We start from the raw sequence: 22,247 nt of genomic DNA, 5'->3' as shown, positions 1-22,247 counted from the left end.
GCGGCCGGCCCGCGGGGTCTGTTGATCCCCGGGGGCCGGCCGCGCCAGCGGTGTGGGTGATGAAGTGGTGGTGGTGCTATTCCTGCTCGAACCAGTCGCGCGAGACCTTCTCCAGGTCCGTCACGTCCGAGCGGTCGAAAGCCTCCTGGAACCCGGCGTGGGTGGTGCGGGCCTGGTCCCCGGCCGCCTTCGCCGCCTTCGCGGTGTCGGACGTCGTCGACGCGTAGGTGAGCGCGGCCTCCGACACCCCGCGGATGATTTTCGACAGCTCCTGGCACTCCGACAGGGAGTCGCGGTCCACGCTCTTGGCTCCCAGCGCATCCGCGTCGGAGGCGGTGTCGTCGGCCAGCTCCTTGATGCTGTCCGCGGCCTTCTTGACGCCCTCCGCGTTGCGCGCCAGGGCCTTCTCCTTGGCCTGCGTCTTCCGGACGAGGACCTTGTACGTCAGCTCCGCCATGACCATCTCTCCTGTCCGGTCCTACGCGGCGGGCGCGTAGGAGCCCTTGTCGTTGTAGAAGCGGAGCTCGGCGGGCTTCGTCTCGTCGCTGTCGACCACGGCCTTGTAGAGCGGTGCGTACCGGGTCCCGATGTTCGTCAGGACGACCCGGCACATCTCCGCCGCCCGCTGTGCGCGCTTGCGGAGCTCGGCGGCCTCCGCCGCCTGGGCCTTCGACGCGTCGGCCAGCCTGGTCAGCTTCGCGGCCAGCTTCTGTCCGCCCTCGACAGCTTTCGCCTGCTCGGCGAGCTTCTGGCAGTCCCTCGCCTCCTCCTGGGCGGCGGCTTCGAGCGACTTGCACGCCTCGGCCACCTTGATCAGGTGGTTCTCCTTGGCCTCCAGCTTGCGTTCGTACTGCTTGAAGTTCCGCAGCTCCTTCCGGCTGACCGTCCCGCGGGCGCCCTCCGTGCCCAGGGTCAGTGTGTTCGCGTCGATCTCCTTGACGGTCAGCGGCTTCACGTCCGTGCTCACTCCGTCGTCCTCCTCGTCCGGCGGGGCGATGACAACCGTCTGGCCGCCGGGCCCGGTCACCGCCGTCCCCCGCTGCTTCGGGTCGTCCTTCTTCGGGTCCTGCTGCTTCGCCTTGAGGCCGGTGTGCGCCTCGTCCAGCCGCGCGTGCTCCTTGCCGTTCTCCTCCTTCTTGTCCTGGTAGCCGTCCTTCGCGCCCTTCGCGTACGCCTTCACGTGGTCGACCGCGTTCCGCACCTTGGAGCCGTCGCCGTGACCCGTCTCCCTGGAGCGCTGGAGCGGGCTCCGGCTGCCGGGCCCGTCCGAACTATGGCTGATGGCACCGGTCTTGCCGTTCTTGCCGGTGCCGCTCGACGGGCCGGATCCGCCGCCGCTCCCGGAGGAGCCGCCCGAACCCCGGCCACTGCCGCCCTTCTTCAGATCGGGCTTCGCGCCCGTGCCCTTGGAGTCGCCGGAGCCCGCTCCGGACGTGCCGCCCGACCCCGAACCACCGCCGCTTCCCGAGGCACCCGTCTTCCCGTCCTTGCCTTTCGAACCGCCGGAGTTGGCGGAGTTGCCGCCTGCCGTCGAACCACCGCCGCTCCCGGAGGAGCCGGCCTTGTCGGCCTTGCCCTTCGAGCCGCCGGAGTTACCGCCGGACGGACCGCCCGCCGCCGAGCCAGCACCGCTTCCGGAAGCACCGGACTTTCCGTCCTTGCCGGTATTTCCGCCAGGTCCCGCTTTCCCCGAGGAGCCGTCCGCCCCCTTGTTCCCGGAGTTCTTTGCCGCCTTGGAGCCGGTGTCCTTCGGCGAGCTTCCGCCACCGTTTCCACTGATGCCGCGCCCGCCTCCGGACCCGCCGCTCCCATTCGATCCGGACGAGCCGCGACCACCGCCTCCAGCGGTGCCGCCGCTTGTGCCGCGCCCGGTACCCGTTGAGCCGTTCCCAGTAGAACTCCGGCCCGAATTTCCGCCACTGTTTCCTGCGGAATTCCGGCCCCCTCCACCAGCCTCCTGGGAGCGATTCCGGGTGGGAAGTCCCGGCGATTTCATGACCGTGGTGGTCCGGGTCTCTTTCACCTGGTGCGCTCCGGCCCTGGCCTTCTCCAGGTCGAGGCGCTTGTTCGCCGTCCCGCCGCCCTTCGCCCAGCGGGTCGCACCGGCCCGGATCAGCGTCTTGATCACGCCCTCCTTGTACCGGGTGCCGGCCGCGTCGGAGCCCGCCCCGGCCAGGTCCTCCGGGGCCTTGAACCCCGCGCTGGTGACGCCCGGGGAGGAGCGGTCCACCACCCCGCCGGGGTCCGCCTTCGCGGCCGGATCGTCACCGTCCGGCCTGGCCCCCGCGCCGGTCCCGGCGACCGGCCGGGCCGGCTCCACAGCGGCCATCAGGGCGGCCATGATGCCGGTGTCCCCGGCTGGCACGGGCGCGGTAGCGACGGCCGCCGGGGCGGGCGGATCAGGTGGCCCTGCGGGCACCGGGGGCGCCGTATCGGTCGCCATCTCCTACCCTCCTTTCTCGTGTACCGCCAGCGACCGCTGGCGATTCGAATCACCGACTAGGTCACTCAGGGTGGTTACTCCTTACTTACTTCCCGGGCCGGAAGGCCCCAGGGAACGCCCCCTGGGGGCACTTTTCGCTGTTCAGGCGGTCGGGAGTAAGTAAGGAGTAACCACCGCGACTACATTCCGTGACTAGGCGTCGGTCTTCTTGCCCTTGCGCGCGAACAGCGCGACGGCCAGGCCGCCACCGGCGACGAGACCCAGCAGGGCAGGGGAGTTGATCCCGCCGCCATCCCCTCCGCCGTCGGCACCCCGGGCGGTGCCAGCGGCCTCCATACCGGACCCGTCGGCGGTCTCGTACTGCTGCTTGCAGTCCGCCACGACGTCACCCCGCGAGGGCGATCCGTACCCCTTGCCGATCAGGCCGGAGGAGTCCTTCACGCACCTGTCGACGGCCGCCTGGATCCTGCTCGCGGAGGCGGTCGCGGCCTTCTTGTCGGTGCTCGCCCGCTCGTTCCGGAGCCTCATCTCCTCCAGCTCCAGCTCCTTCATCTGGACCTGGAGGGCGGCGGCCTCCTTCTCCTCCTTCGCGACGGCCGCCGAATGCACCTGGAACCAGACGGCCCCGCCGCCGACGACCGCGACTCCGGCGACCGCAACGGCGACCTTCCCGCGACGGGTCAGACCAGCCTTCCTGTGCTGCACGACCGGGGTCCCGTACGGCCCTTCACCGGCGTACGGTGACGCGTCCGGAGAACCATTCCCGAAGGCCATTCCTGCCGTCATTCCGGCCTGAATTCCTTCGAATTCCCTCTCTTCTTCCGGCGTCATTTCAGTCTCCGTTCCTGCGCGCCATGTCGGAAGCCGCTGAGATCGTGGCCTCCACGCCCCTAAACGTGTTGCTGGAAAGGTCGTTCCACTCCCAGAACCGCATGTTCACGCCCTGGCGGGCGAGTTGGGTCTGGAGGTAATGGACGGCCCTGCCCCGGTCGATCGCGGTCACGTGCCCGGTGGATTCCAGAAAGGTCTGGGCACCCCTGATGCACATACGGCCGGTGGGGGAGAAATCGAAGGACTGGGACCAGCCGTAGCGGGTCAGGACTTCGATCACCTGGACCAGGTGGTACGACGGCTTCAGGGGGCGCGGCTCCTGCCAGAGCCCCAGGTCGGCCATCGCGTCGCGGATCCCTTTGGGGATCAGGCGCTGGGCCCGGGTCGGGGGGTCGGGCGCCCAGATCTCCAGGGCCGGCGGGATCACCGCGGGGGGTGCCGGCGCGGGCGTCGGCGGGGTCGTCGTACGGGTGAAGATCCCGGCCGTCGGGGGCGGCCCGGTCGTCGGGGGTGCCATGGTGTGCTCCTTTCTTGTGAGGGGACAAGCCGAAGGCCCCCTGCTGACGTGTGATCAGCGGGGGCCTTCGTGTGCCGCGGCCGCGCGGTTCTCCGGCCGCCCGGGGCGGCGCCCAGGCTGGATACGGGGAGACGGATGCGGTCGCGGCACAGGGTGGATGGCACTCGGTCGTGCCTGGCCCGCGGTGTCCGCGCTCGGGGCGCGGTGCGGGCGAGCGGCCTGCCGGCCGTGGCCGTCACCGGCACGGCGCTCACGCTCGGGGAGCGCGGGCGCGGGCCGGGGGCGGCCATGAGCGGCAGGGCGTTGTGCCGAGGAGGGTGAGCGCGTCGGCGCTCACCGGGCGCTCGCCTACGCGCCCGGGGCGGCCTCTTCGACCTGAGCGCGCAGGCGCTGCGCGGTCGGGCGGGAGACCGGCTTGTCGGACAGGCCCGCGCCGGTGAGCGCGTCGCGGATCTCCGTCCACTCGGGGCGGCGCCCGAGCTCGGTGTAGAGCAGGCGGATACGAGCGTGGCGGCGCTCGGTGAGCGCGTCGCTCTCGCTGCGCGTGAGCGCGCCGTCCGCTCGCCGGGCGTCATCGTCTTCCACGGTGCGCTCACCTTCGTGAGCGCCGGAGGTGAGCGCCTGGCGCTCGCGCTCGCCGTCCGTCTCTCCGGAGGTGAGCGCGCTCACGTCCGGGTGAGTGCGAGCGCTCTCCTCCACCCGCTCGACGGTGAGAGCGTCCTCGGGGGTGTCGGGGGTGAGCGTGTCGGCGAGCGCGGCGGGCACGCTGCCGAGCTTGAGCGCCATCCGCTGCTCCAGCGGAGCCTTCCACCGCCACAGCGGACCGTGCTCCTCGCGCAGGCGCGCTCGCTCGTAGGTGTCCCGCTGGAGGCGGGTGAGCGCCTCCTCGTAGGAGGTGATCTCCCACAGGATCATCCGGCGGCGCAGCCGGGCGGTGGGGATCGGAGCGAGGATCCACCGCGAGCGCCGGACCGTCTCCATGCGCTTCTTGCCGGTGACCGCGCCGATCCGGGTGGCGTAGACGTGAGCGGCGATCTCACTGAAGATCACCCAGAGCAGGGCGAGGACGGCGTGCCCGATCTGACCCTCAAGGCCCTTGGAGGCGTTCCAGTTGAGGTAGACGGTGGCGGCGGTCAGCGCCCTCGGGACCCACCGCATCCACCGGAGCTCCATGCCCATGCGGATCAGGACCAGGTGGGCACCGGTGAAGGCGGGGATGGCGATGTCGATGCCGACGGGCAGCAGCCACGGCCATTCCCAGCCCCACCGCATGGCCGCTTTCTCCAGCGTGGCGTAGGAGGAGAGCAGTCCCAGGGCGGAGACGGCGGCAGCGGCCAGGACCACGGCCAGGACCCCGGCCATCTCGTGCCGGGTCAGCAGCGGCACCCCGTCCTTGGGGCGGGCATCCGCACGGGCCTGGCGGCGGGCGGCGCGGGCGTCATCCCGGATCTGGCCGCGCCTCGCCCGCTGCGCGGTGCGCTGCGTCGCCGCCTCGAGGATCCGCTCCGCCTCGGCGAGGGCCTGAGCGGCATCCGTCTGGTCGGCGGCGGCCAGGGCCGCCGCCTCCCGGGCCGCCGCTTGGTCCGTCTCGGCCTGCCCGCGTAGCCGGGCGACGTCCTTGTCGGCCGACGCCCGCAGTTCCTCAGCGGAGGTGCGGGCGTCGTCCAGGGCGCGGTCGGCGTCGGCGCGAAGGCCGACCGCCAGCTTCTCCGCCCCGGCCCTCACCTGCGCGGCCTGGTCGTCCGCGCTCTCGCGGACCCGGTCGGCCTCGCCCCGCGCCCGCTCCAGCACCTGTTCGGCCTCGGTGGCGGCACGGGCGCGGGTCTCGACCGCGGTGCGCTCCGCCGCCGCGAGAAGCTCGGTGCGCGCGGCCTCCGCGTCGGCACCGGCCGACGCCGCAGCCTGCGCAGCATCGGTACGGACCCGCTCCGCCTGCACGACCGCCGTGGCGGTGACCTCGTCGGCCTGGCGGCGCGCGTCGGCGAGCAACTGCTCAACCGCCGTGCGGGCGTCGGCGAGAAGCCGCTCGGCCGTCGCGTCGGCATCGGCACGGACCTGCTCCGCGTCGGCGGCCGCCGTAGTGGCGGCCGCCGTGCGGACCTGGTCGGCGTCGGCCTGGGCGGCGGCCAGGAGCCGGGACCGCTCGCTCCCGGCGGTCCCGGTGATCGAGGCCGCCTCGGTGCGGGCGCCGTCGAGCAGCTCGGTGGCACGGGCCTCGCCGCGGGCGAGGATGCGGGCGACGTCGTCGGCGGCCTGGTCCCGGAGGTCGGCTGCACGGTCGGCGGCGTCGGCCCAGACCGGGTCGGCCTCCGGATGCACCAGCAGGACGGTGGTCTCGCCGGTCTCTTCGGGTGCGGCGGCCTGGACGGGGATCGAGGCCGGCGCGGCGGGCGCCTTGGCGCGCCCGGTGCCGCGGGGCTTGGCGGCCGGGGCGGGCTTCCGCCTGCGCCGGGTGGTGGTGCTGGCCACGGGGGGATGTCCTCTCTTACGTTCCGGTGCCTCGTTCAAGAGGTCACCGCGGGTCGGCGTCGGTCGGTAGGGTGGCGGCCAGGTCCCCCGAGTCCCCGGCAGCTGAAATGCCGGGGACTCGGGGGACCGCCTTGCTCCGGGCTGGTAGGTCAGTCGGCGGGCAGTTCCGGGCGGCGGTTGGCCGTCGCGTGCTGCTGCGTCAGCCAGGCCATGGCGGCCGCCGTCATGTCGTCGACCGCGCCCTCGGTGTTGAGCGGGGCGGTGTCGATGTCGCGCATCGCGTCGACGGGCGGCAACAGCCGCATGTAGTCGCCCTGCGCGTCGCGGATCAGGCCGCCCGCCACCGGGACGAGCGTGTAGCGGACCTTGCCGCTGCCGCGCCGGTCGACGAAATCAACGCGGCAGACGACCGTGTGACCGGTCTCGCCGCGCCAGAACTTCGCCGGGTCGCGGTACAGCACGTACTGGTCGACCCGGAACTCGATCGCCGCCGTGGCGGACGGGGTGGAGACCTTCACCAGTTGCTCCTCATGTGGTGTTCGTACGGTCCGGGCTGTCCGGCTCCCCGTCACCGCCCGTCCCGGCCACCGTGGTGAGGCGGTCGGTGCGGGCGGATCAGGCAACCGTCAGGCCGGCCGTCCGGCGAGGCGCGGGGCCTCGGCGCAGCGGGCGGCGAGGTCGGTGGTGGTGGCGAGGTCGACGACGACCAGGCCGCGGTCGTCGGCGTGCTGCCCGACGACGACCAGGCCCTCACGGGCGGCACGCTCGAAGTCGGGGTGGACGAACTCGGTCAGGCGCCCGTAGGACTCGAAGTCCTCGGCGCTCCAGACCGTGCAGTCGCCGTGCTGTTCGCGGAACTGAGCGGGAGTGGTGGCCATCTGTTCCTCCTCGTCGAGGACGTCCTGGCCTGGGGCTGTTCCCGGGCCGGAGGTGCGTAAAAACCGGCCGCCCGTCAGGCGGGCGGTCGGCCTTCCAGTGGTGCAGGGGAGCGGACAGGGAGTTGTGATCCGCTCCCGCCAGGCGGGCGGGGCGGGTCAGTCGCGGGCGAGGCGGTGGACCCGCCCGGGCCCGCCCCCGGATGTGTTCGGGGCGGGTCCGGGGCAGGGAAAGGCAACCGTCAGAAGACGGTCAGCGCTGCAGGTACGCCTGGGCGCGCTGGAGCTCCTCGGTCGACATGGTCTGGGCGACGGCCGCGACGGCGTCGGCCCCGCCGGCCGCGGCGGCCTGGACCAAGGCGTTGGCCTGGGTCTTGGCGACCGCGTGCTCGGTGGTCTTGCCGATGGCGTTGCCGAGGTCGCGGGAGAAGCTGTCCAAAGTAGCCATGGTGGTGACTCCTCTTGCTGGTGGTCCGGGCTGTCCGGCTCCCCACGACCGCGCCCGTCCCACCGGCCCCGGGGGGTACCGGGCCGGTGGGACGGGCGCAGGAGGCAGTCGGCAGACCGGAATCAGCTGACCCAGCGGCCGTCCTTGATGACCTGCCGGCCGTCCTTGAGGGTCAGGTCCGTGATGAACGCCGAGAGCACGGTGCCGTCCGACGCGCGCCGGGTGTAGTCGACTCCCCACGTCTCGCCGCTCGGGCCGAAGGGCTTGACGGTGGTCGCGTAGGCGGGCTCCAGCGCCGCGGCCGCGTTCTCGGCCCGGGACTCCGTGGGCAGGACGATCGTTCCGCAGTCGTCGTTGATGCCGATCAGGAACAGGTCACGCAGTTCGAAGCCGCGCACGTCCAGGATGCTGAGGACGGGCTGCAGCGAGCCGTGGGTGTAGACGCCGTTGGGGTGGGTCTGCACCCAGCGACTGCGGCCGAAGACGCTCATGTCGAAGGCCATCAGGAACTCCAATCAATCGAGGTCGAGGAGGTGGTGGGTGGTGGTGTGGGCCGGAGTGTTACTGGGGACGGGCGGCGCGCAGCTCGTCGTCCGTCGCGCCGGCCGCGCGGGCCGCGACGACGGCGTCCAGCACGCCGTGGGTCGCGCTGACCGCCTCGGCGGCGGCGACGCCGTAGTCGTTGATGACCTGCGTCGCGACAGCGGCCGCGTTCACGGCGTCCTGCACCGCCGCCGCCTTGCCCTCGTCCTTGTCCTTGCGTCCGAACATCCGGTGCCTCCTGGCATCGAGTGGTTCGCGGAACGGCGGCACCCGCCATCGGGCACCGCCGGAGAGAAGAAAGAAGAAGGGGAAGGGCTGGTGATCACCGGCCCGCCGACCCGGGAGTCGGCGGGCTGACCTTCCAGCGCACTGGTCCACGTCAGCCGCGCCGACGGTGGAGGTAGGCGTCCTGCAGGGCGCTGAACAGCCGGAACAGACGCTTTCCGGCCGGGCACCGGCGGTCACCGGTGCAGACGGCGCACGTGGCGGCGTGCTCGCGGTGGGCGCGTGCCGCGGCCATGTAGCGGTCGTACAAACTGCGGTCAGACATGGTGTGGCCTCGTGGTGCTGTTCTTCGGCGCGGGATGCACTGCGGCGACCCGGTGCCCGGCGTCCCACGCCCGCGCAGCCGCCACAGCGGCCACGGTGAGGAGAGCACGGGACACCGGGTGCGCCAGGCCATATCGGGCGACGGCCCGGAGGGCGCGACGCTGAGCGTCCCGCGCGGCGGATATGGGAATGGGGGATGTCCAGGTGTCAGCAGAAGCCGCAGGAGATGTGGCCGTCGGCATTGAGGCACCCGCAGTCCGGGCACTTCCAGGATCCGAGGGCCTGGACCAGGCGGCGGATCGTCAGGTGGAGAGACTTCATCGGTTGCCCTCCTCAGCGGGGCGGGATCTTGGCGACGGTCTCGGCAAGTGCCTGGCGCGCGGCTTCGGCGGCCGCGAGCTCGGCCGCCGCCTTCTGCCGGGCCGCCTCCACCGCGGCGATGGCCTCCAGACGGGCCTGCTCACTACTGCTGGTCTGATCACTCACCCCCGTACCCCCACCCTGCAGGTGAGCAGCATGGGGCGGGTGGTGGTGCCGGGCAGCATGTCGTCGAGCGTGCGCCGCGCCCGCCGGCCCAGGGTGGCGGCTCGGCGGTCGCCGTCGGCGACGAGGTGCCGCACCAGCCGGTGGAGTACCTGGTGGGGCGCGTCGTCGTGGGGTTCCGGGCCGCGCGCGTTGTCGTCGGACTCCATCTCCTCGGCCAGACCGGCCCACAGCGGCCGGGCCGCCTGGCGGAGAGCGGCCGAGGCGGGCTGGGGGAGAAGCCGTCGGGAGACACCGGGCCGTTCGCGGGGTGTGTCCGGCCCGGCGACGACGGACACGGGCCCCGCCTCGAGCACGGACCCGGCCACGAGTGCGGGGTTGAACGGGATGGTGGTGCTCATGCCGCTGTCACCGCCGTTCCCTCGTGCCGCAGAGTGCGGATGGCGCGGAGTTCGGTGATGAGGTAGCGGGTCTCGGCGGGGTCCGCGGCCCGGCTGGTCGGGGCGGCGATCAGGGCCTGGCGGAGACGGATTGTCAGGTTCCGCTGGCGGCGGCGCAGGTAGTGGTCCTCGGCGTCGCGGGCCACGGCCTCCTGGAGGCTGCGGGCCTGGGTGGTGCCGAGCTGGTTGAGTTCCTGGGCGGTGTGGCCGGCGCGGATCATGTCGTCCCCGCGGAGGGTGTTCATGCCCTCACCGTCGCGGAGGGCGAGCTCCAGGCATGCTGTCCGGGCCGGGCAGGCCCGGCAGACGCGGACGGCCTCCGGCTGGCGGGCCTGCCACGCGGTCAGGAGCTCGTGGTCGGTGCGGAAGAAGAGGCCCTGATCGGCGGTGGTGCATCGGGCCTCGGTGTCGACCACGGCCTGGAGCCGGGGCCGGCGGGTGATCCGGGCGAGAACGGGCGAGTCCTCGGGCTGGAGCCAGTCGTCCGGATCGGAGTCGTTGCTGATGATCGGTTGTGCGATGCTGTGCTGCATCAGGTCCTCCACTCAAGGTCCTGGACAGCCCCGGAGGGTCTCAAGTCGCCGGGGCTGTCGCCATTTGGGGAGCCGGCTGCCGTACGAGCAGCCACGGGCGCCCCCACCCCGGGAGATCAGAGTGGGGGCGGCCGTGGTCGATCGTCACCGAGCAGGTCAAGCCGCCGTCGCGATCGACGCCACCGACGACGGGAGCGGCTCCAGCGGAGCGGGCGGGAGACCCCGGGCGGCAGGGAGAGCCATCCCTGCGGCGAACTCCCGTCGGCGGGACGCCTCCAGGGTGGTGATCGCCCGGTCGAGGAGGGCGACGAGGGCCGACCAGGCGTGGTCCGGGGCCGGGAGCGACACCGACTCCGTCGCTGCCAGCCACGCAGTCTGAAGGACGTCGTCCGCATCGGCGGCCGGATCAGCACCAATCTCGGCGAGCCGATCGGCGGCCACCTCGGCGAGCCGGGCAGCGTAGCGCTGGTAGATCACGTAGAGCCGGGCACGGCGGGCAGCACGCATAACTGGGGTCTCCTTGGCGGTGAGGCAGAAGGAAACCCCCGGGGGTGGGTTCCCGGGGGTTGGGGTCGATCAGGTGTGGGTGGTTCAGCGAGCGGGACGTTCGGGGCGGAGTCTGGTGAGCGGCACGTCGGGCCCTCGGAACTCGGAGACCGCGCCAGCCAGGGGGGCCTTGCACGCGTTGTTCGTCTCTTCGGCAGCGGTGCCGCTCCGCTTGGCCAGGGCCTTGCGGTCCACGGTCCCGGCCAGCCGGTCCCACTCGGCGGCGGTCGTCTTGCGGGCTGCGGCCGCACGATGACGCGTCAGCAGCGCGTCGACGCGGGCCTCGGCCTGGTGCTCGCGGTCCCTGTGCGGCTGGGTACGAAGCAGCCGCTCGTAGAGGGCGGCGAGCCGAGTGCCAGTGGCACAACGGTGGGTGCCGCCGCAGCGGCCGGCCGCCTTGCTGGACCGGCATTTCTTGAGGTGATCGCAGTAGGCGGTGAGCGTGGTGGCCGCGTTCACCGGGGCCGGGCTCATCTGGGCGATGGCCGGGGCCGGGGTGCGACCCGTGCGTTTGACACGGGTAGTGCGCCGGACCTCGGCGGGGATGGCGTCGGGGTATTCGGCGAGGGCCGACAGCGAAAGCGGGGTACTGATCGTTCTGAGTTGGGCGCGCCAGGTGGTGGGGGTGATATCGGCGGTGATGGGGCGGCCGGCGTTGGGGCATCGGGGCTGGCGCTCGTCCGGGCGGTTGGGAACGGTGAGGGTGGCGCGGTGGGGGTGGATGCGGTTGCGGCGGATGTCCTGCCAGGTGCCGCAGTCGGGGCACTTGAGGGAGCGGCGTTCGCCGGAGAGGTCGAGGTCGTCGGGGGGCAGGGTGCTGAGCAGAAGAGGCGGGAGAGAAATGCGGGTGCTCGTGGGCATGGCGGAGAGCTCTCTGGCCAGAGGGTGAGGGGAAGGGCAAGAACCCGTGGTGGCTGTAGTCACCGCCCACCACGGACCCGCTCAAGGGGCCGGGGCCATGGAGGACAGGAAACGACAGCCAGCCGGTACGGCTGGACTGGTGGTACAGAAGGGACAGCCGCGTGAAGAGCCAGGGATCTTGTGGATCATCACCCGACGCTCTGAGACGGCAGTCCTATGAGGGTTTCAAGAAACGGACGCTTCCTTCAGCCCCTTCCGAGGGGGCCTCCGGGCGGTGGAACGATCAGGTGCCGAGGTTCCGGCTCCCTCATCCGGCCGCGTACGAGACGGCGTCCGGGTGGGGGAGCCGGGTCCGCGAAGGACCCGGCTGGAGCTAGGCAAGCGAGACGCAGCCTTACGAAGTGGTTTAACAACCCTCCGTAAGGGCTAGCCCTTATTCAGGATGGGGCTAGCCCTAAAAATTGTCAAGAGAGGTAGGAGATAGCCTTTACCCGACGACGTCGACTCGCTGAAGGGAGGCCAAGGTGCGGGGATACCGAGACCTGGCCGAGGCTCTGCGCCAACGGATCAACGACGGCGAGTTCACCTCCGGGGAGACCCTGCCGCGGATCGTCGATCTGATCGGCGAGTACGGACTCTCCCGGCAGACCGTCCGAGACGCCATCGGGATACTCGCCGACGAAGGCCTGGTGGTCACCATGGGCAAGGGCGGGACAATCGTGCGCAATCGAACACGGGTCCGCATCCCGTTGAATCGATACTCCCGCGTTCTGAGCCCGGGAGGAAGCAAGGGGCCTTGGGAGACAGCCTGCTCCGAGCAGGGCCTGGACGGGCAGATGAAAGTCGTGCATGTCACCAGGGGCGCGGGCCCCGAAGACGTCGCGTACCTGCTGGGCGTACCCGCCGGTTCCGAGCTAGTGCACCGCCGCAGATACGCCATGATCGGATCTGACGATGTCGTCCAGGTACAGCGCGTCTGGTACGCGGCAGACCTGGCCGATGAGGCTGGCATCTCCGGTGAAGGGAAAGTTGTAGGCGGGGTCTTCGGCGCGCTGGCTGCCGCTGGGCACACCCCAGCAACTGCGAGCGAACAGGTCGATTCCCGGATGCCCACACCTGGCGAGGCCACCGAGCTCAAGATCAGTGGCAAGGTCCCCGTGATAGCTGTACAGCGACTCACAAAGACCGCCGACGGCCGGGTACTAGAAGTACTCCGGTCTACAGCGCCAGCCGACCGAATCCAGCTCACATACGACGAACTGCCCTTGGAGTAGAGACCTCTGCTGCATCTCCCGAGCGAGTGAAGCAAGTCCGCACTGCTCCAGCAACCGCCAAGGAGCACCCAACACACCGTTGCCGCCGAGAGACTGTTGCCCTCCGAACCCCGCACCATCACCCCTCCATCCTGGTGGATTGCTTGTGGTGGCTATCAGACCGGCTACGAGGATGAAGCAACATCACGGCGGCTTGTAGAAGTCTGTGCACATGCTCATTCACAGATTTTCAACATCTGCGTACACATGGGATTTGGTGACCGAGCTCTAGGCTCGCGGCCATGACGATGACGGAGGGGCAGAGGGTGGGGAAGCAACGAGCGGGGTGGCGGCCAGACAAGCTGCGTGACCAGCGGGAGGCTCACGGTTTGACGCTGGAGAAGGCCGGTGAGCGCCTCCGGGCGGTTGCCGAGCAGGCCAAGCTCAAGGGCATCCCCGCCGCGAATCCTCAGACCTTGTGGCAGCACGAGACCGGGGAAGTCTTCCCCGGTCCTCACTACCGGCGGGCCTACTGTCTCCTCTACCGGGCCACTGAACCCGACTTGGGGTTCCGCACCGCACTGCCTGGCGAAGAGTCCTCCTTCAAGCTCACGCCGCTGGACGACCGCCTTAACGGATCGCATGTCCTGGCCGTTGAGCGCGCGGTGCACCGGATCGCGCCGGGCTCGGGGGAGGCCGGCCACTTCGACCTGCAACAACGCATCATCGACGCGTGGAAGCGCCGGCACACGGGCGGCGATCCGCACCGTCCGGTCCTCATCCTGGTCGGAGGGTTCGCCGGCAGCGGGAAGACCGAGCTCGCCCGGTTCTTCGTCCAGCTCACCGGGTGGCCGCTGCTTGACAAGGACCCGCTGACCCGGCCGCTCGTGGAGAAGCTGCTGGTAGCGCTTGGCGGCGACCCGAACGACCGGCACACGGACCTCTACAGGACCCAGGTTCGTCCAGTGGAGTACGACTGCCTGATGCAGGCTGCCATGGCCAATATGCGCTGCGGGATCAGCACCGTCCTGAGCGCGCCGTTCATCGCGGAACTGACGGACGCGGCCTGGATGCAGCGCCTGGCCAACAAGGCCGCGGCTATGGGCGTCGACGTCTTCCCAGTGTGGGTGCGCTGCGACGAGGAGTCGATGCGGGAGTACATCACCTTCCGCTCAGCGGCTCGGGACGCGTGGAAGCTCCAGCGCTGGGACGAGTACACGGCCACAATCGACCTGGACCTGCGCCCGGCGGTACCGCACCTGGTGGTCGACAATCGGCTGGGCACCGCCGTGAGCCTCACGGATCAGGCCCGGCAGGCGATGGGGGCGATGTACGCATGAGCCAGCAGGGTGTGATCCTGTACGGCCCGCCGGCGGCTGGCAAGGACACCGTCACCGCCGCGCTCACGGAGCTGAACTCGAAGTACGGGCAGTTCGCGCGGCTCAAAGTCGGCTCGGGCAAGAGCTTCGGCTACCGGATGGGTACAGCGGAGCAGCTGGTCGAGCTGGAGGCTGCGGGCGATGTCGTCTACGCGAACAGCCGCTACGGCAACACGTACGTGATCGACGCGCCCGGCCTGGACGCGGCGTTCGCGACTGGGGTGCCCGTGGTGCACCTCGGGCAGGTCGACGGCATCCGTGCGCTGGTCGACGGCTATCCGGCCGACTGGTCAGTGGTGCTGCTGTGGTGCTCGCGCGCGGAGACCGAGCGGCGGTCGGCGGGGCGCGGCGACCGCGACACCGCGGCGCGCCTGGTGGCGTGGGACGCGACCCGCGAGGATCTGGACGCGCACCCGGACGTGGCCTGGGACCTGACCGTCGACACCGCAGCGTCGGCTCCGCAGGACGCGGCGCGGCTCATCGACGAGTTGCTCGCGCAGCGGACGGGGGCGGCGTCGGCATGAGTGCGGGCTACGGCTGGGCGAGCCGGTCCAGGGCGTCGGTGAGCGTGAGCTCGCCGTCGTCCTTGACGTCGTGCCACCGGGCCAGCGTGGACGCGGCAGCGCTCAGCATCTCTGGTGGAAGGCCGGCGGCCGCGAGCGCGTCGGCGGCTTCCTCCAGCTCCGGGCCCCAGCGCCAGGCGCGCGCTGCGGTTTTGGCGACGTACTCGGGCTCGGCGAGGTATGAGTCGGTGCGCTTCGAGGCGATCTCGATGAGCTCCTGGTCGACGCCGTGCTCGCGCGCCATGCCGACCGCGAGCGCCACCAGCACCCGCGACGTCTTCTGGAACGACGCGTACGCCAGCTTCAGCGCCGACGCCTTCCCCACCTCTGTGCCGAGCACCGCCGTCCGGACATCGGTGCCCGCGAACAGCGCCTCGATCCGCTCGGTCCCGACGATCAGGCCGGACAGGTACAAGGCCGGCGACTTGCCCCCGACCGGCGGGGACCCGACGACACCGCCGTCCACGACAGTCGCAGCCGGGCCGAGGAGTTCGGCTATCCGCTGTGTCCGTACAGGGTTGATGGCGTTCGCCTCCACGTACACCCCGGCAAAGCCGAGCCCGGCGACATCGCGCGCCAAGTCCTCGGCGGCAGCCGGCGGACAGAGGCTGATGACGATGTCGCTGCGTTCCAGCAGCTCGGACACCGTGGGTGCCGAGGTCAAGCCGAACTTCTCGGAGCGCGCTACGGAGGCCGCGCTGCGCCCGGCTGCGCACCACAGCACTGTGGAGGCGTTCGCCGCAGCGCAGGCGGCGACGGCGGCGCCCATGCTGCCGGGGTGGAGGATGCCAACGGTGGGCTGGTCCACGGTGCTACTCCGTCTCGTTGAGCAGGATGGTGATGGCGTCGGTGACGTCGTCGACGACGTGATCGGCAGCGGGAAGGCCGCCGGGCCAGGGGCGACCGCGGATCCAAATGGTGTGCAGGCCGGCCTGCTGTCCGCCGCCGATGTCTCCGGCCGGGTTGTCACCGATCATCCATCCGCCGTGGGCCAGGCTCCGGCCACAGCGGCTCGCCGCGAGCTCGAAGAGTTCGCGAGCCGGTTTCCGGATCTCCACGTCGCCGGAGGCCGCGATGCCGACGACCAGGTCGGTAATGTCGGCTGCGGCCAGCTTGGCCCGCTGGATGTCGCTGGCGCCGTTGGTGATGATGCCGATGGTCCATGCCGCCGTGCGCAGTTGCCGCAGGCCCTCAAGGACCTCTGGTCGGCAGGTGATGGCTCCGGCGATCAGATCGACGTACTCCTGCCACAGCTGCTCGGCAGGCTCCGTGAGTTTGAAGTCGGTGCACAGCCGGGTGAAGTCGCTGAGGTTCGCGCGGTCAATCAGCGCGGCGCGCAGCCACTGCTCGATGGGGGTGTTGAAAGCGTGGGCACGGCACAAGGCGGTCACAGCGTCGCTGAGCGCGGCCTGACGGTCGATCAGCGTGCCGTCCAGGTCGAAGAGAACGAGTCGGGGCACGGTCCTGGACTCTATCGGGCGTCCTGCGCCGCACCGTCTTGGATGGCCTCATCCCCACCCCAGGGTACTGATCGTGTATATTTCGGGGATCTATCGATCATGGGAGGCTCCCCGATGTCCGACCCGGACCGCCTGAAGCAGGTCGACGACCTGCTCGACGGCCTGGACGATGCCCTGCCCCCGCCACATGTTCGCGTGCAGCTGCGCCTCGCGGCGGGCTTGACGCAGAAGGACATCGCGGAAGCCATGGGCGTGACACGAGTTGCGGTAGCCCGCTGGGAGCTGGGCCAGACTCACCCCCGGCGCCCGCAGCGCGATCTCTACATCCACCTGCTCAAACGACTCGCAGCACGCTTCCCTGAGGCCGCGAAGGCGAATGAGGGCATGCCGACGCCGACCTCCGGAGGGGGATCAGGATGACCTAGCGGCCATCGACCGCGCGTGCCAAAAAGTGGACTCGCAATCCACTGCGGCCGCGCGGCCCGTCTCGCCGATCGGATTCGCACCCGCTTCGGCCGCCCAGTCCCCGGTTCGCACCCGGCTCTGGGCTCCAGCTCATCGAGCTGGGTCTTCATCTGAATAGCAGCACCGCTTCACAGCAGTACCGGCACGGCAGTCGCCCCCTGGCAGGGGCTTCAGCCGCTCGTTCCACCGGCCCCTGGCAGGGCCGACGGAACACCAGCACGTCCAGCCCCGAGGGCTGTCCGCACTACCCGTCCGAATCGCCAGAAGGAAGGAAGCCCGCCTCTGGTTCTTCGTCCGGGGTTTCGCTCGCTCCTGACGGAGTGGGCGGAACCCCACCAAAAGGGAGGGAGATTTCTCCCTCCTTCACGTCGGCCGCTCCTCGCGGAGGGGCCGGGTGGTGTCACATCCGTTGGTCGTTCCGTCCCGCGTGGCGGGGTGGTGCGGCCGTGAATATGAAAGGTGTCCCCTCATGGTGCCCGATCCGGTCGCCCCTGAAAAGCCGAGCGCTGACCGTTTCCATGCGTTTTGCCTCTTTGGGGCGTTTCACGTCTCGGGAGTCACGCCCGACTCACGCACTTTTTACTGTTTTCTACCGGAAGTTAGGTTTCCGGTAGGAAGCTACAAGAGCAGCGGTTTCAGGTCTGTTCCGCCGGGCTCGGTCCCGGCCACCTGGCTCGTGTGCCTCCCGGTCACGGCGACCGTGGCGGTGTCCCGGTGAGCGCGGTGGCGGCGTCGGCGGGCGTACTGGACCGACCTCTGCGGGAGGACGCCGACAGCGTGGTCGACGTGCCCCGGTTTCCCGGGCAGCGGAACGCGCTGCGGTCGGTGCCGGCCTGCGGGAAGCCGGACGGCGACGGCCCACAGGACCCGCTGCGCCTCGGGCGGACGATGCGGCTGCGGTTGCTCGCCGCGGTCCAGGCGCTGCTGGCGGATCCGTCGATCGCCGGGCAGCCGGACGTGGCGAGGCTCGCCGCAGTGGTGCTGTTCGCGAAGTCGCGGGCGCCGAAGGGACGGAAGGACGACCTCCAGACGTCCATCTGGGTCGCGGAGCTCGGCCGGTGGATGGGTGTGGGCGAGTCCACGGTCCACCGCCGTGTGCTGGCTCCGATGCGTGCCACGGACGGGCTGCACACAAGGGTGGTGACGGACGCGAAGGGGCACCCGACCGGGCTGGACTGCCTGGTCATGCCGCTGTGGAAGGCCCGCAAGAGCGGGGGAGCGGGGCACCCGCTCGCTTTGACGAAGGCGGAGCTGGCGACGCTGCTGCGTCTGTGTGAGGCGTTGTTCGGGCACGGCTGGACGCCGGAGGACAGGGAGCCGACGCCGCCGGGGCTGCTGGCTGGCCGTACGGGCAAGGGCGCGGCGACCGACCGGCTCGGGCTGCTGCTGATGGTGCTGAACACGAGGGCGTCTGGCTGGCTGCAGTTGGTCGGCGGCTCGGTGAAGAAGCGTGAGGGGCGGGGGGCGGCGACGGTGGCCCGGCTGCTGGGCTGCTCGCCCTCGGGGGCCCGGAAGGTCCTGGCCAGGTTGACGGAGGCCGGTGTCGTAGCGCGGCAGCACCGGGAGACGTCGACGCGGATGCGCGGCCGGGCCCGGGTCATGCTGCTGCCGGTCGCCCGCGCGTACGGCCGCTCCGTGGCCCCTGTGGAGGCTGTTCAGAGCGCCGGTCCAGTGTTTTCGGCGCGTCCCGATGATGCGTGCGGAGATCATGCTCCGGCCGACCCTGCCGGTGCCCTTGGCACGCCTGGGATCGGCAGTGCTCAGGGCCCCGAGGATGCGGTGGATCAGGAGCGTCCCGATGGTGCAGAGCTCCACGCAGACCACACTCCCCTGGTTACTCCCGTCGGTTCTCCGCAGCTTGATTGTGGTTTTTCCGGCGAAGGCCGTGGGGCTGACGGCCGTCGGCCGGGACGCGCGTGCGTGCGCGAGGACCAGGCAGCCGACGGCGAGGCCAGCGCTGCCGTGACCGGGTCTCCAGTGGTTGAGGGCGGCCCGCTGCGCGGGGAACAGCCGAAGAAGTCCCCGGCCGAAGTGCGTGATGGGCAGCCGGCCGCCGGGGCTGATGCCGGTGATCGGCCGAAGGCCGGAGGGTGGGAAAAAGCGCAGCGGCAGCGGAGGGTGTGCCTTCCGGGTGATCTTCGTCTGCGGGTGGCTCTGGGACCGGTCTCCTGGCTGTGGGAGCGGCTGTCCCGGTGGCAGCAGGACCAGGTCGAGGCCGCCGCGAAGACGGAGCTGACACGCCTGACCGATCTGGGGGTGGCGGCGGAGGGTGCGCCTCGGCTGCTGGCCGACCGGCTCACCGACCGCCTGGCGGAGACCGGCGGCGAGGCGATGATCACCGGCCCGTACGGATGGCTGATCCGCCGGGGCCTGCCCCAGCGGCCGTCCTGCTCCGACCAGCGCTGCGACGACGGAATCCGCCTCGACACCAGCGGCGACTGCGCCAACTGCGGCAACGTCATCCACCTCCGCCGCAGCTGGCGCACCCGGGCCGCCGCCGACGTCGACCGGGAACAGCCCGGTCTCGGTGAGGATGCACGCCCCCGCGCCGTCGAGACCCGCCTCCGCGAGATCGCTGCGCTGGACGCCGAGGACTACGTGTGGCGCCGGGAACAGGCCCGCGAGCAGCAGACCCGCCGCGACGCAGTTCGTGCTGCTGACCAGGAGCGGGCGGCGATCGAGCGTGCGGCCGCGGAGGCGGCTGATGTGGTCCGGCAGGCGCTGGCGTGCGAGGACTGCGGGCAGCCTCGTGCGGCCGGGCTGTGCGAGGCGTGCGGCTACCTGCGCCGGACCGAAGCAGCGATCGCGGAGGCCGGACTCATCGCGGCGACCTGGGCCGCAGACCTGGACGACCCGGCCGACGTCGCCGCTGTCGCCGCCGATGCCCGGGTGTCGCTGGAAGCCGACATCGCACGCAACCAGCGCGAGTTCCTGGCACTGATCGACCCAGACGAGCTGGACGCCGACCCGGCCGCGGCGGCGTCCGCTCTCGCCTTCGCCGCGTTCCAGGCCGTGGAAGTGGCGCTGCCGGAGTACCGCGCCAGCGCGCTGGGCCGGCTCGGGCGTACCGGGGAAGCCGAGACGGAGGCACGCCGGGCATACGCCACCGAGCAGAACCGGCGCTGGTACCAGCACAACCCACACGGCACGGACGCCGTCACAGCAGCGACGAAGGCCGCCGACACCGCCCGCACTCGCACCGCGCAGCACCTGCTCACCGCGCGCCTGGAGCAGCTGCGCGAACAGACCACCACCCGGACCGAGCAGGCCGAGAGGGCCGTGCCGTGGGCGGAGCGGCTGGCCCACCTCGCCGCCCGCCCCCTGAACGACGACGGCGGAGCAGTGATCGCGTGGTCGCCGAGCTGAGCGGCGTCGGCCTCGCCCACCAAGCCCCTGGCCGCGGGCAGGGGCCTGGTGGGCAGTCGCCTCCGTGATCCGCCGGCGGCGTGCCGGTGTGGGTGGTTCTGGTCCTCGGCGCAGACGCATGCAGGTGACCAGGACCGGCGTATACGGTGGTGGCCGACGTCGACAACACCGCAGCAGCACCCGGGAGCTGTCCTGAAGCAGGTAAAGGAAAACAGCATGATCACGTAACAACGCCCCAGGTCACGAAGTGTCCGCCCCGCCCGCGCGGGGGTCGTTCGCGGAAAGGATTCCGGGCGGAACTCCGAACGCTGTCCGCCCCGCCCGCGCGGGGGTCGTTCCGGGGCTGCGGAACCCTCAGACCCCCGCTGGCAGTCCGCCCCGCCCGCGCGGGGGTCGTTCGCGGCAGACCTGTACGGCGTGACCGTGTCCACGGTCCGCCCCGCCCGCGCGGGGGTCGTTCACCCCGGGCCGGCTGTGTCTGCCCCGCGAGGACGTCGTCCCCGCCCGCGCGAGGGTCGTTCCTCATTGATGTTGGTGGCCCAGTCGATGATGGCGTCGTCCCCGCCAGCGCGGGGAGCATTCGTACCGGTCGGCCATCGCCAGCACCTTCGGCACGCCGTCCCTGCCCGCTCGTGTGCCGGACCGAGGCGACCATAGTGGAAGCCGGGCTGGTGACCGCCGCCGCCGAGGTCCGGACATCACTGGCGGCGGGGCTGCGAGCGCACCGGCACGAGCTCCCGAGGCTTGATGGATCCGGGCGAGCTGAACACGGACCCGCCACGGCCGTATCCGCGCTCACCTTCGCCATCCTCCAGACCGTGGAGGCCGCGCTGCCGGAGTACCACGCCAGCGCCCTCGGCCGACTCGGGCGAGCTGAGGAAACCGAGACAAAGACCCATCGGGCGTATCGGCTGGGCAGAGTCGGCTCTGGTGCAAGCCCAACCCGAACCGCACGGACACCATCGGCACCGGGAGCAAGGCCCCCGACACAACGAGGGAACACACCGCACGGTCAGTGCACCATCCGCCGACGCGACCGCCATACCGACGGATACCGTGCTACCAGAGCCCGGTGGCACTTGCCCGTGGCCCGCCAGCAGAATCTGGGAACGGTCGTGAAGCATGTAAAGGAAAACAGCATGATCACGTGACAACACCCCAGGTCAGGAAGTGTCCTCCCCGCCCGCGCGGGGGTCGTTCGCCCATCGAGGTCACGCACCTTGGGTGGCACGAGTCCTCCCCGCCCGCGCGGGGGTCGTTCGTGGGGAGTTACCTACGCGGAAGCATTCCTAGAGTCCTCCCCGCCCGCGCGGGGGTCGTTCCGCCACGGTGCTGGCGCTGCCGCCGTCACCAAGGTCCTCCCCGCCCGCGCGGGGGTCGTTCGCACCGCCCGGGGGTTAGAGGCCCCGGGCGGCGGTCCTCCCCGCCCGCGCGGGGGTCGTTCTCCGGTCCCCGATGACCGTGAGGCCGACGCCGCGTCCTCCCCGCCCGCGCGGGGGCCGTTCGGTCGGAGACAAGGTCGCGCCCGCCTCCCAGCAGTCCTCCCCGCCCGCGCGGGGGTCGTTCGGTAGGCACCCAGTTCCTTCCTGGTGTGCTGGCGTCCTCCCCGCCCGCGCGGGGGTCGTCCGCTCTCGATACGCGGCTCCGGAGGGCACTCCAGGTCGTCCCCGCCCGCGCGGGGGTCGCTCCGCGCCACCGACGGCGCATGGGTCGAGGCCACCGTCGTCCCCGCCCGCGCGGGGGCGCTCGCCCAAGCATCGCCTCACGTGAGGCGATGCTCAATCCGCTCCGCCCGCGCGGGGTGATCCGGGCGAGATGGAGGCTCAGGCGCGCCGGGTGGTCTCCGTGCCCGCGAGGGTGTCCGCCCCGCCCGCGCGGGGGTCGTTCGAAAGCCAGGTGCCCCGCACTGATGTCTACCTGTCCGCACCACCCACGCGGGGGTCGTTCACAGCCAGTCGCTCAGCTAGCGTGGGTTCGCCGGTCCGCCCCGCCCACGCGGGAGTCGCTCACTGCGGGCTTCACGCCCGCGATGTGAAAACCGTCCGCCCCGCCCGCGCGGGCGTCGTTCAGAGCCACAGCCGGCAAACCTGCCACCACTACCCTGAGCCGACAGGGCAGAAACGGGATCGAAGGGAGCCAACCAGATGACCAGCGCGCCCGATTACAGCCACGGCATCGACTCCGAACGCGCCCTCAAGTACGCCGTCCAGCACATCCGCGGCG

At 71.2% G+C, this 22,247-nt stretch carries 23 protein-coding genes and 2 CRISPR repeat arrays; of the genes, 5 read left to right on the top strand and 18 right to left on the bottom strand.

The genetic code is table 11. The annotated features are described in order from the left end of the window. Window positions 1-76: 76 nt before the first annotated feature. The 16 genes from ABD371_RS32950 to ABD371_RS32875 form a co-directional block, all read right to left on the bottom strand. Window positions 77-457, bottom strand: a complete 381-nt coding sequence (locus ABD371_RS32950; RefSeq protein ID WP_344485416.1) for a hypothetical protein — start codon at window positions 455-457, stop codon at window positions 77-79. 21 nt (window positions 458-478) lie between these two features. Beyond that, window positions 479-2,443: a hypothetical protein gene (locus tag ABD371_RS32945; RefSeq protein ID WP_344485413.1), complete on the bottom strand. Its 1,965-nt coding sequence runs from the start codon at window positions 2,441-2,443 to the stop codon at window positions 479-481. A gap of 192 nt (window positions 2,444-2,635) precedes the next feature. Beyond that, window positions 2,636-3,148, bottom strand: coding sequence for a hypothetical protein (locus tag ABD371_RS32940; RefSeq protein WP_344485410.1), 513 nt, complete (start codon window positions 3,146-3,148; stop codon window positions 2,636-2,638). A 127-nt stretch (window positions 3,149-3,275) separates the two neighbouring features. Further along, entirely contained in the window at window positions 3,276-3,791 is a 516-nt protein-coding gene (locus ABD371_RS32935; RefSeq protein ID WP_344485407.1) for a DUF6197 family protein, read from the bottom strand. A 348-nt stretch (window positions 3,792-4,139) separates the two neighbouring features. Next, a complete protein-coding gene (locus tag ABD371_RS32930; protein ID WP_344485404.1) occupies window positions 4,140-6,260 on the bottom strand; it encodes a DUF2637 domain-containing protein in 2,121 nt (706 codons plus the stop codon). Between the two features lie 149 nt (window positions 6,261-6,409). Next, complete coding sequence (locus ABD371_RS32925) at window positions 6,410-6,778, bottom strand: hypothetical protein (RefSeq protein ID WP_344485401.1); 369 nt, start codon at window positions 6,776-6,778, stop codon at window positions 6,410-6,412. A gap of 108 nt (window positions 6,779-6,886) precedes the next feature. Continuing rightward, window positions 6,887-7,138 (bottom strand): hypothetical protein, encoded by a 252-nt coding sequence (locus ABD371_RS32920; RefSeq protein WP_344485398.1) that lies wholly within the window; start codon window positions 7,136-7,138, stop codon window positions 6,887-6,889. Window positions 7,139-7,388: 250 nt separating this feature from the next. After that, the gene (locus ABD371_RS32915; RefSeq protein WP_344485395.1) at window positions 7,389-7,583 is read right to left on the bottom strand and encodes a hypothetical protein; all 195 of its coding nucleotides are present in this window, start codon (window positions 7,581-7,583) and stop codon (window positions 7,389-7,391) included. Window positions 7,584-7,705: 122 nt separating this feature from the next. Then, complete coding sequence (locus ABD371_RS32910; protein ID WP_344485392.1) at window positions 7,706-8,086, bottom strand: hypothetical protein; 381 nt, start codon at window positions 8,084-8,086, stop codon at window positions 7,706-7,708. A 58-nt stretch (window positions 8,087-8,144) separates the two neighbouring features. After that, window positions 8,145-8,354 carry a hypothetical protein gene (locus tag ABD371_RS32905; RefSeq protein ID WP_344485390.1) on the bottom strand — a complete coding sequence of 70 codons (210 nt, stop codon included), beginning with the start codon at window positions 8,352-8,354 and terminating at the stop codon, window positions 8,145-8,147. A gap of 151 nt (window positions 8,355-8,505) precedes the next feature. Next, window positions 8,506-8,676 carry a hypothetical protein gene (locus ABD371_RS32900; RefSeq protein WP_344485387.1) on the bottom strand — a complete coding sequence of 57 codons (171 nt, stop codon included), beginning with the start codon at window positions 8,674-8,676 and terminating at the stop codon, window positions 8,506-8,508. Between the two features lie 332 nt (window positions 8,677-9,008). Next, window positions 9,009-9,161, bottom strand: a complete 153-nt coding sequence (locus ABD371_RS32895) for a hypothetical protein (RefSeq protein WP_344485384.1) — start codon at window positions 9,159-9,161, stop codon at window positions 9,009-9,011. Continuing rightward, window positions 9,158-9,559, bottom strand: a complete 402-nt coding sequence (locus ABD371_RS32890) for a hypothetical protein (RefSeq protein ID WP_344485383.1) — start codon at window positions 9,557-9,559, stop codon at window positions 9,158-9,160. Before ABD371_RS32890 ends, ABD371_RS32895 begins: the two co-directional genes overlap by 4 nt. Further along, window positions 9,556-10,131, bottom strand: a complete 576-nt coding sequence (locus ABD371_RS32885) for a WhiB family transcriptional regulator (RefSeq protein ID WP_344485380.1) — start codon at window positions 10,129-10,131, stop codon at window positions 9,556-9,558. The genes ABD371_RS32890 and ABD371_RS32885 overlap by 4 nt, the downstream gene beginning before the upstream one ends. Before the next feature lie 156 nt (window positions 10,132-10,287). Further along, window positions 10,288-10,638 (bottom strand): hypothetical protein, encoded by a 351-nt coding sequence (locus tag ABD371_RS32880; RefSeq protein ID WP_344485377.1) that lies wholly within the window; start codon window positions 10,636-10,638, stop codon window positions 10,288-10,290. A gap of 84 nt (window positions 10,639-10,722) precedes the next feature. Next, window positions 10,723-11,538 (bottom strand): hypothetical protein, encoded by an 816-nt coding sequence (locus ABD371_RS32875; RefSeq protein ID WP_344485375.1) that lies wholly within the window; start codon window positions 11,536-11,538, stop codon window positions 10,723-10,725. Between the two features lie 524 nt (window positions 11,539-12,062). Here ABD371_RS32875 and ABD371_RS32870 point away from each other — a divergent pair. The 3 genes from ABD371_RS32870 to ABD371_RS32860 all read left to right on the top strand — a co-directional run bounded on the left by ABD371_RS32870 (window position 12,063) and on the right by ABD371_RS32860 (window position 14,694). Beyond that, complete coding sequence (locus ABD371_RS32870; RefSeq protein ID WP_344485374.1) at window positions 12,063-12,812, top strand: GntR family transcriptional regulator; 750 nt, start codon at window positions 12,063-12,065, stop codon at window positions 12,810-12,812. 281 nt (window positions 12,813-13,093) lie between these two features. Beyond that, window positions 13,094-14,131: a P-loop nucleotide/nucleoside kinase family protein gene (locus ABD371_RS32865; RefSeq protein WP_344485373.1), complete on the top strand. Its 1,038-nt coding sequence runs from the start codon at window positions 13,094-13,096 to the stop codon at window positions 14,129-14,131. Next, window positions 14,128-14,694, top strand: coding sequence for a phosphotransferase-like protein (locus tag ABD371_RS32860; RefSeq protein WP_344485371.1), 567 nt, complete (start codon window positions 14,128-14,130; stop codon window positions 14,692-14,694). Before ABD371_RS32865 ends, ABD371_RS32860 begins: the two co-directional genes overlap by 4 nt. A gap of 7 nt (window positions 14,695-14,701) precedes the next feature. Here the strand turns inward: ABD371_RS32860 and ABD371_RS32855 are convergent, their stop codons facing one another. Together ABD371_RS32855 and ABD371_RS32850 are read right to left on the bottom strand one after the other, a co-directional pair. Beyond that, a complete protein-coding gene (locus ABD371_RS32855) occupies window positions 14,702-15,541 on the bottom strand; it encodes a DUF1932 domain-containing protein (RefSeq protein WP_344485368.1) in 840 nt (279 codons plus the stop codon). A gap of 4 nt (window positions 15,542-15,545) precedes the next feature. Then, on the bottom strand, window positions 15,546-16,193 hold the full coding sequence (locus ABD371_RS32850) for an HAD family hydrolase (protein ID WP_344485365.1): 648 nt from the start codon (window positions 16,191-16,193) through the stop codon (window positions 15,546-15,548). Window positions 16,194-16,307: 114 nt separating this feature from the next. Between ABD371_RS32850 and ABD371_RS32845 the strand changes: the two genes are divergently transcribed. Further along, entirely contained in the window at window positions 16,308-16,613 is a 306-nt protein-coding gene (locus ABD371_RS32845) for a helix-turn-helix transcriptional regulator (protein ID WP_344485362.1), read from the top strand. 759 nt (window positions 16,614-17,372) lie between these two features. Beyond that, complete coding sequence (locus tag ABD371_RS32840; RefSeq protein WP_344485359.1) at window positions 17,373-20,024, top strand: hypothetical protein; 2,652 nt, start codon at window positions 17,373-17,375, stop codon at window positions 20,022-20,024. A 249-nt stretch (window positions 20,025-20,273) separates the two neighbouring features. Then, window positions 20,274-20,545: direct repeats of the CRISPR family, unit length 28 nt; unit sequence GTCCGCCCCGCCCGCGCGGGGGTCGTTC. Between the two features lie 650 nt (window positions 20,546-21,195). Beyond that, window positions 21,196-21,712: a CRISPR direct-repeat array (repeat unit 28 nt). Window positions 21,713-22,247: the final 535 nt, after the last annotated feature.

Source organism: Streptomyces amakusaensis (assembly GCF_039532665.1).
GTDB lineage: Bacteria > Actinomycetota > Actinomycetes > Streptomycetales > Streptomycetaceae > Streptomyces > Streptomyces amakusaensis.
Note: the sequence above shows the minus strand (reverse complement) of the source record. Positions and strands in the feature narration are given on the sequence as shown.

What these genes read in the sequence shown, in the direction of transcription:
- ABD371_RS32950 (WP_344485416.1), bottom strand. Translation starts at nt 457, where the DNA reads ATGGCGGAGCTGACGTACAAGGTCCTCGTCCGGAAGACGCAGGCCAAG.
- ABD371_RS32945 (WP_344485413.1), bottom strand. Translation starts at nt 2,443, where the DNA reads ATGGCGACCGATACGGCGCCCCCGGTGCCCGCAGGGCCACCTGATCCG.
- ABD371_RS32935 (WP_344485407.1), bottom strand. Translation starts at nt 3,791, where the DNA reads ATGGCACCCCCGACGACCGGGCCGCCCCCGACGGCCGGGATCTTCACC.
- ABD371_RS32920 (WP_344485398.1), bottom strand. Translation starts at nt 7,138, where the DNA reads ATGGCCACCACTCCCGCTCAGTTCCGCGAACAGCACGGCGACTGCACG.
- ABD371_RS32915 (WP_344485395.1), bottom strand. Translation starts at nt 7,583, where the DNA reads ATGGCTACTTTGGACAGCTTCTCCCGCGACCTCGGCAACGCCATCGGC.
- ABD371_RS32910 (WP_344485392.1), bottom strand. Translation starts at nt 8,086, where the DNA reads ATGGCCTTCGACATGAGCGTCTTCGGCCGCAGTCGCTGGGTGCAGACC.
- ABD371_RS32905 (WP_344485390.1), bottom strand. Translation starts at nt 8,354, where the DNA reads ATGTTCGGACGCAAGGACAAGGACGAGGGCAAGGCGGCGGCGGTGCAG.
- ABD371_RS32900 (WP_344485387.1), bottom strand. Translation starts at nt 8,676, where the DNA reads ATGTCTGACCGCAGTTTGTACGACCGCTACATGGCCGCGGCACGCGCC.
- ABD371_RS32890 (WP_344485383.1), bottom strand. Translation starts at nt 9,559, where the DNA reads ATGAGCACCACCATCCCGTTCAACCCCGCACTCGTGGCCGGGTCCGTG.
- ABD371_RS32885 (WP_344485380.1), bottom strand. Translation starts at nt 10,131, where the DNA reads ATGCAGCACAGCATCGCACAACCGATCATCAGCAACGACTCCGATCCG.
- ABD371_RS32880 (WP_344485377.1), bottom strand. Translation starts at nt 10,638, where the DNA reads ATGCGTGCTGCCCGCCGTGCCCGGCTCTACGTGATCTACCAGCGCTAC.
- ABD371_RS32875 (WP_344485375.1), bottom strand. Translation starts at nt 11,538, where the DNA reads ATGCCCACGAGCACCCGCATTTCTCTCCCGCCTCTTCTGCTCAGCACC.
- ABD371_RS32865 (WP_344485373.1), top strand. Translation starts at nt 13,094, where the DNA reads ATGACGATGACGGAGGGGCAGAGGGTGGGGAAGCAACGAGCGGGGTGG.
- ABD371_RS32860 (WP_344485371.1), top strand. Translation starts at nt 14,128, where the DNA reads ATGAGCCAGCAGGGTGTGATCCTGTACGGCCCGCCGGCGGCTGGCAAG.
- ABD371_RS32845 (WP_344485362.1), top strand. Translation starts at nt 16,308, where the DNA reads ATGTCCGACCCGGACCGCCTGAAGCAGGTCGACGACCTGCTCGACGGC.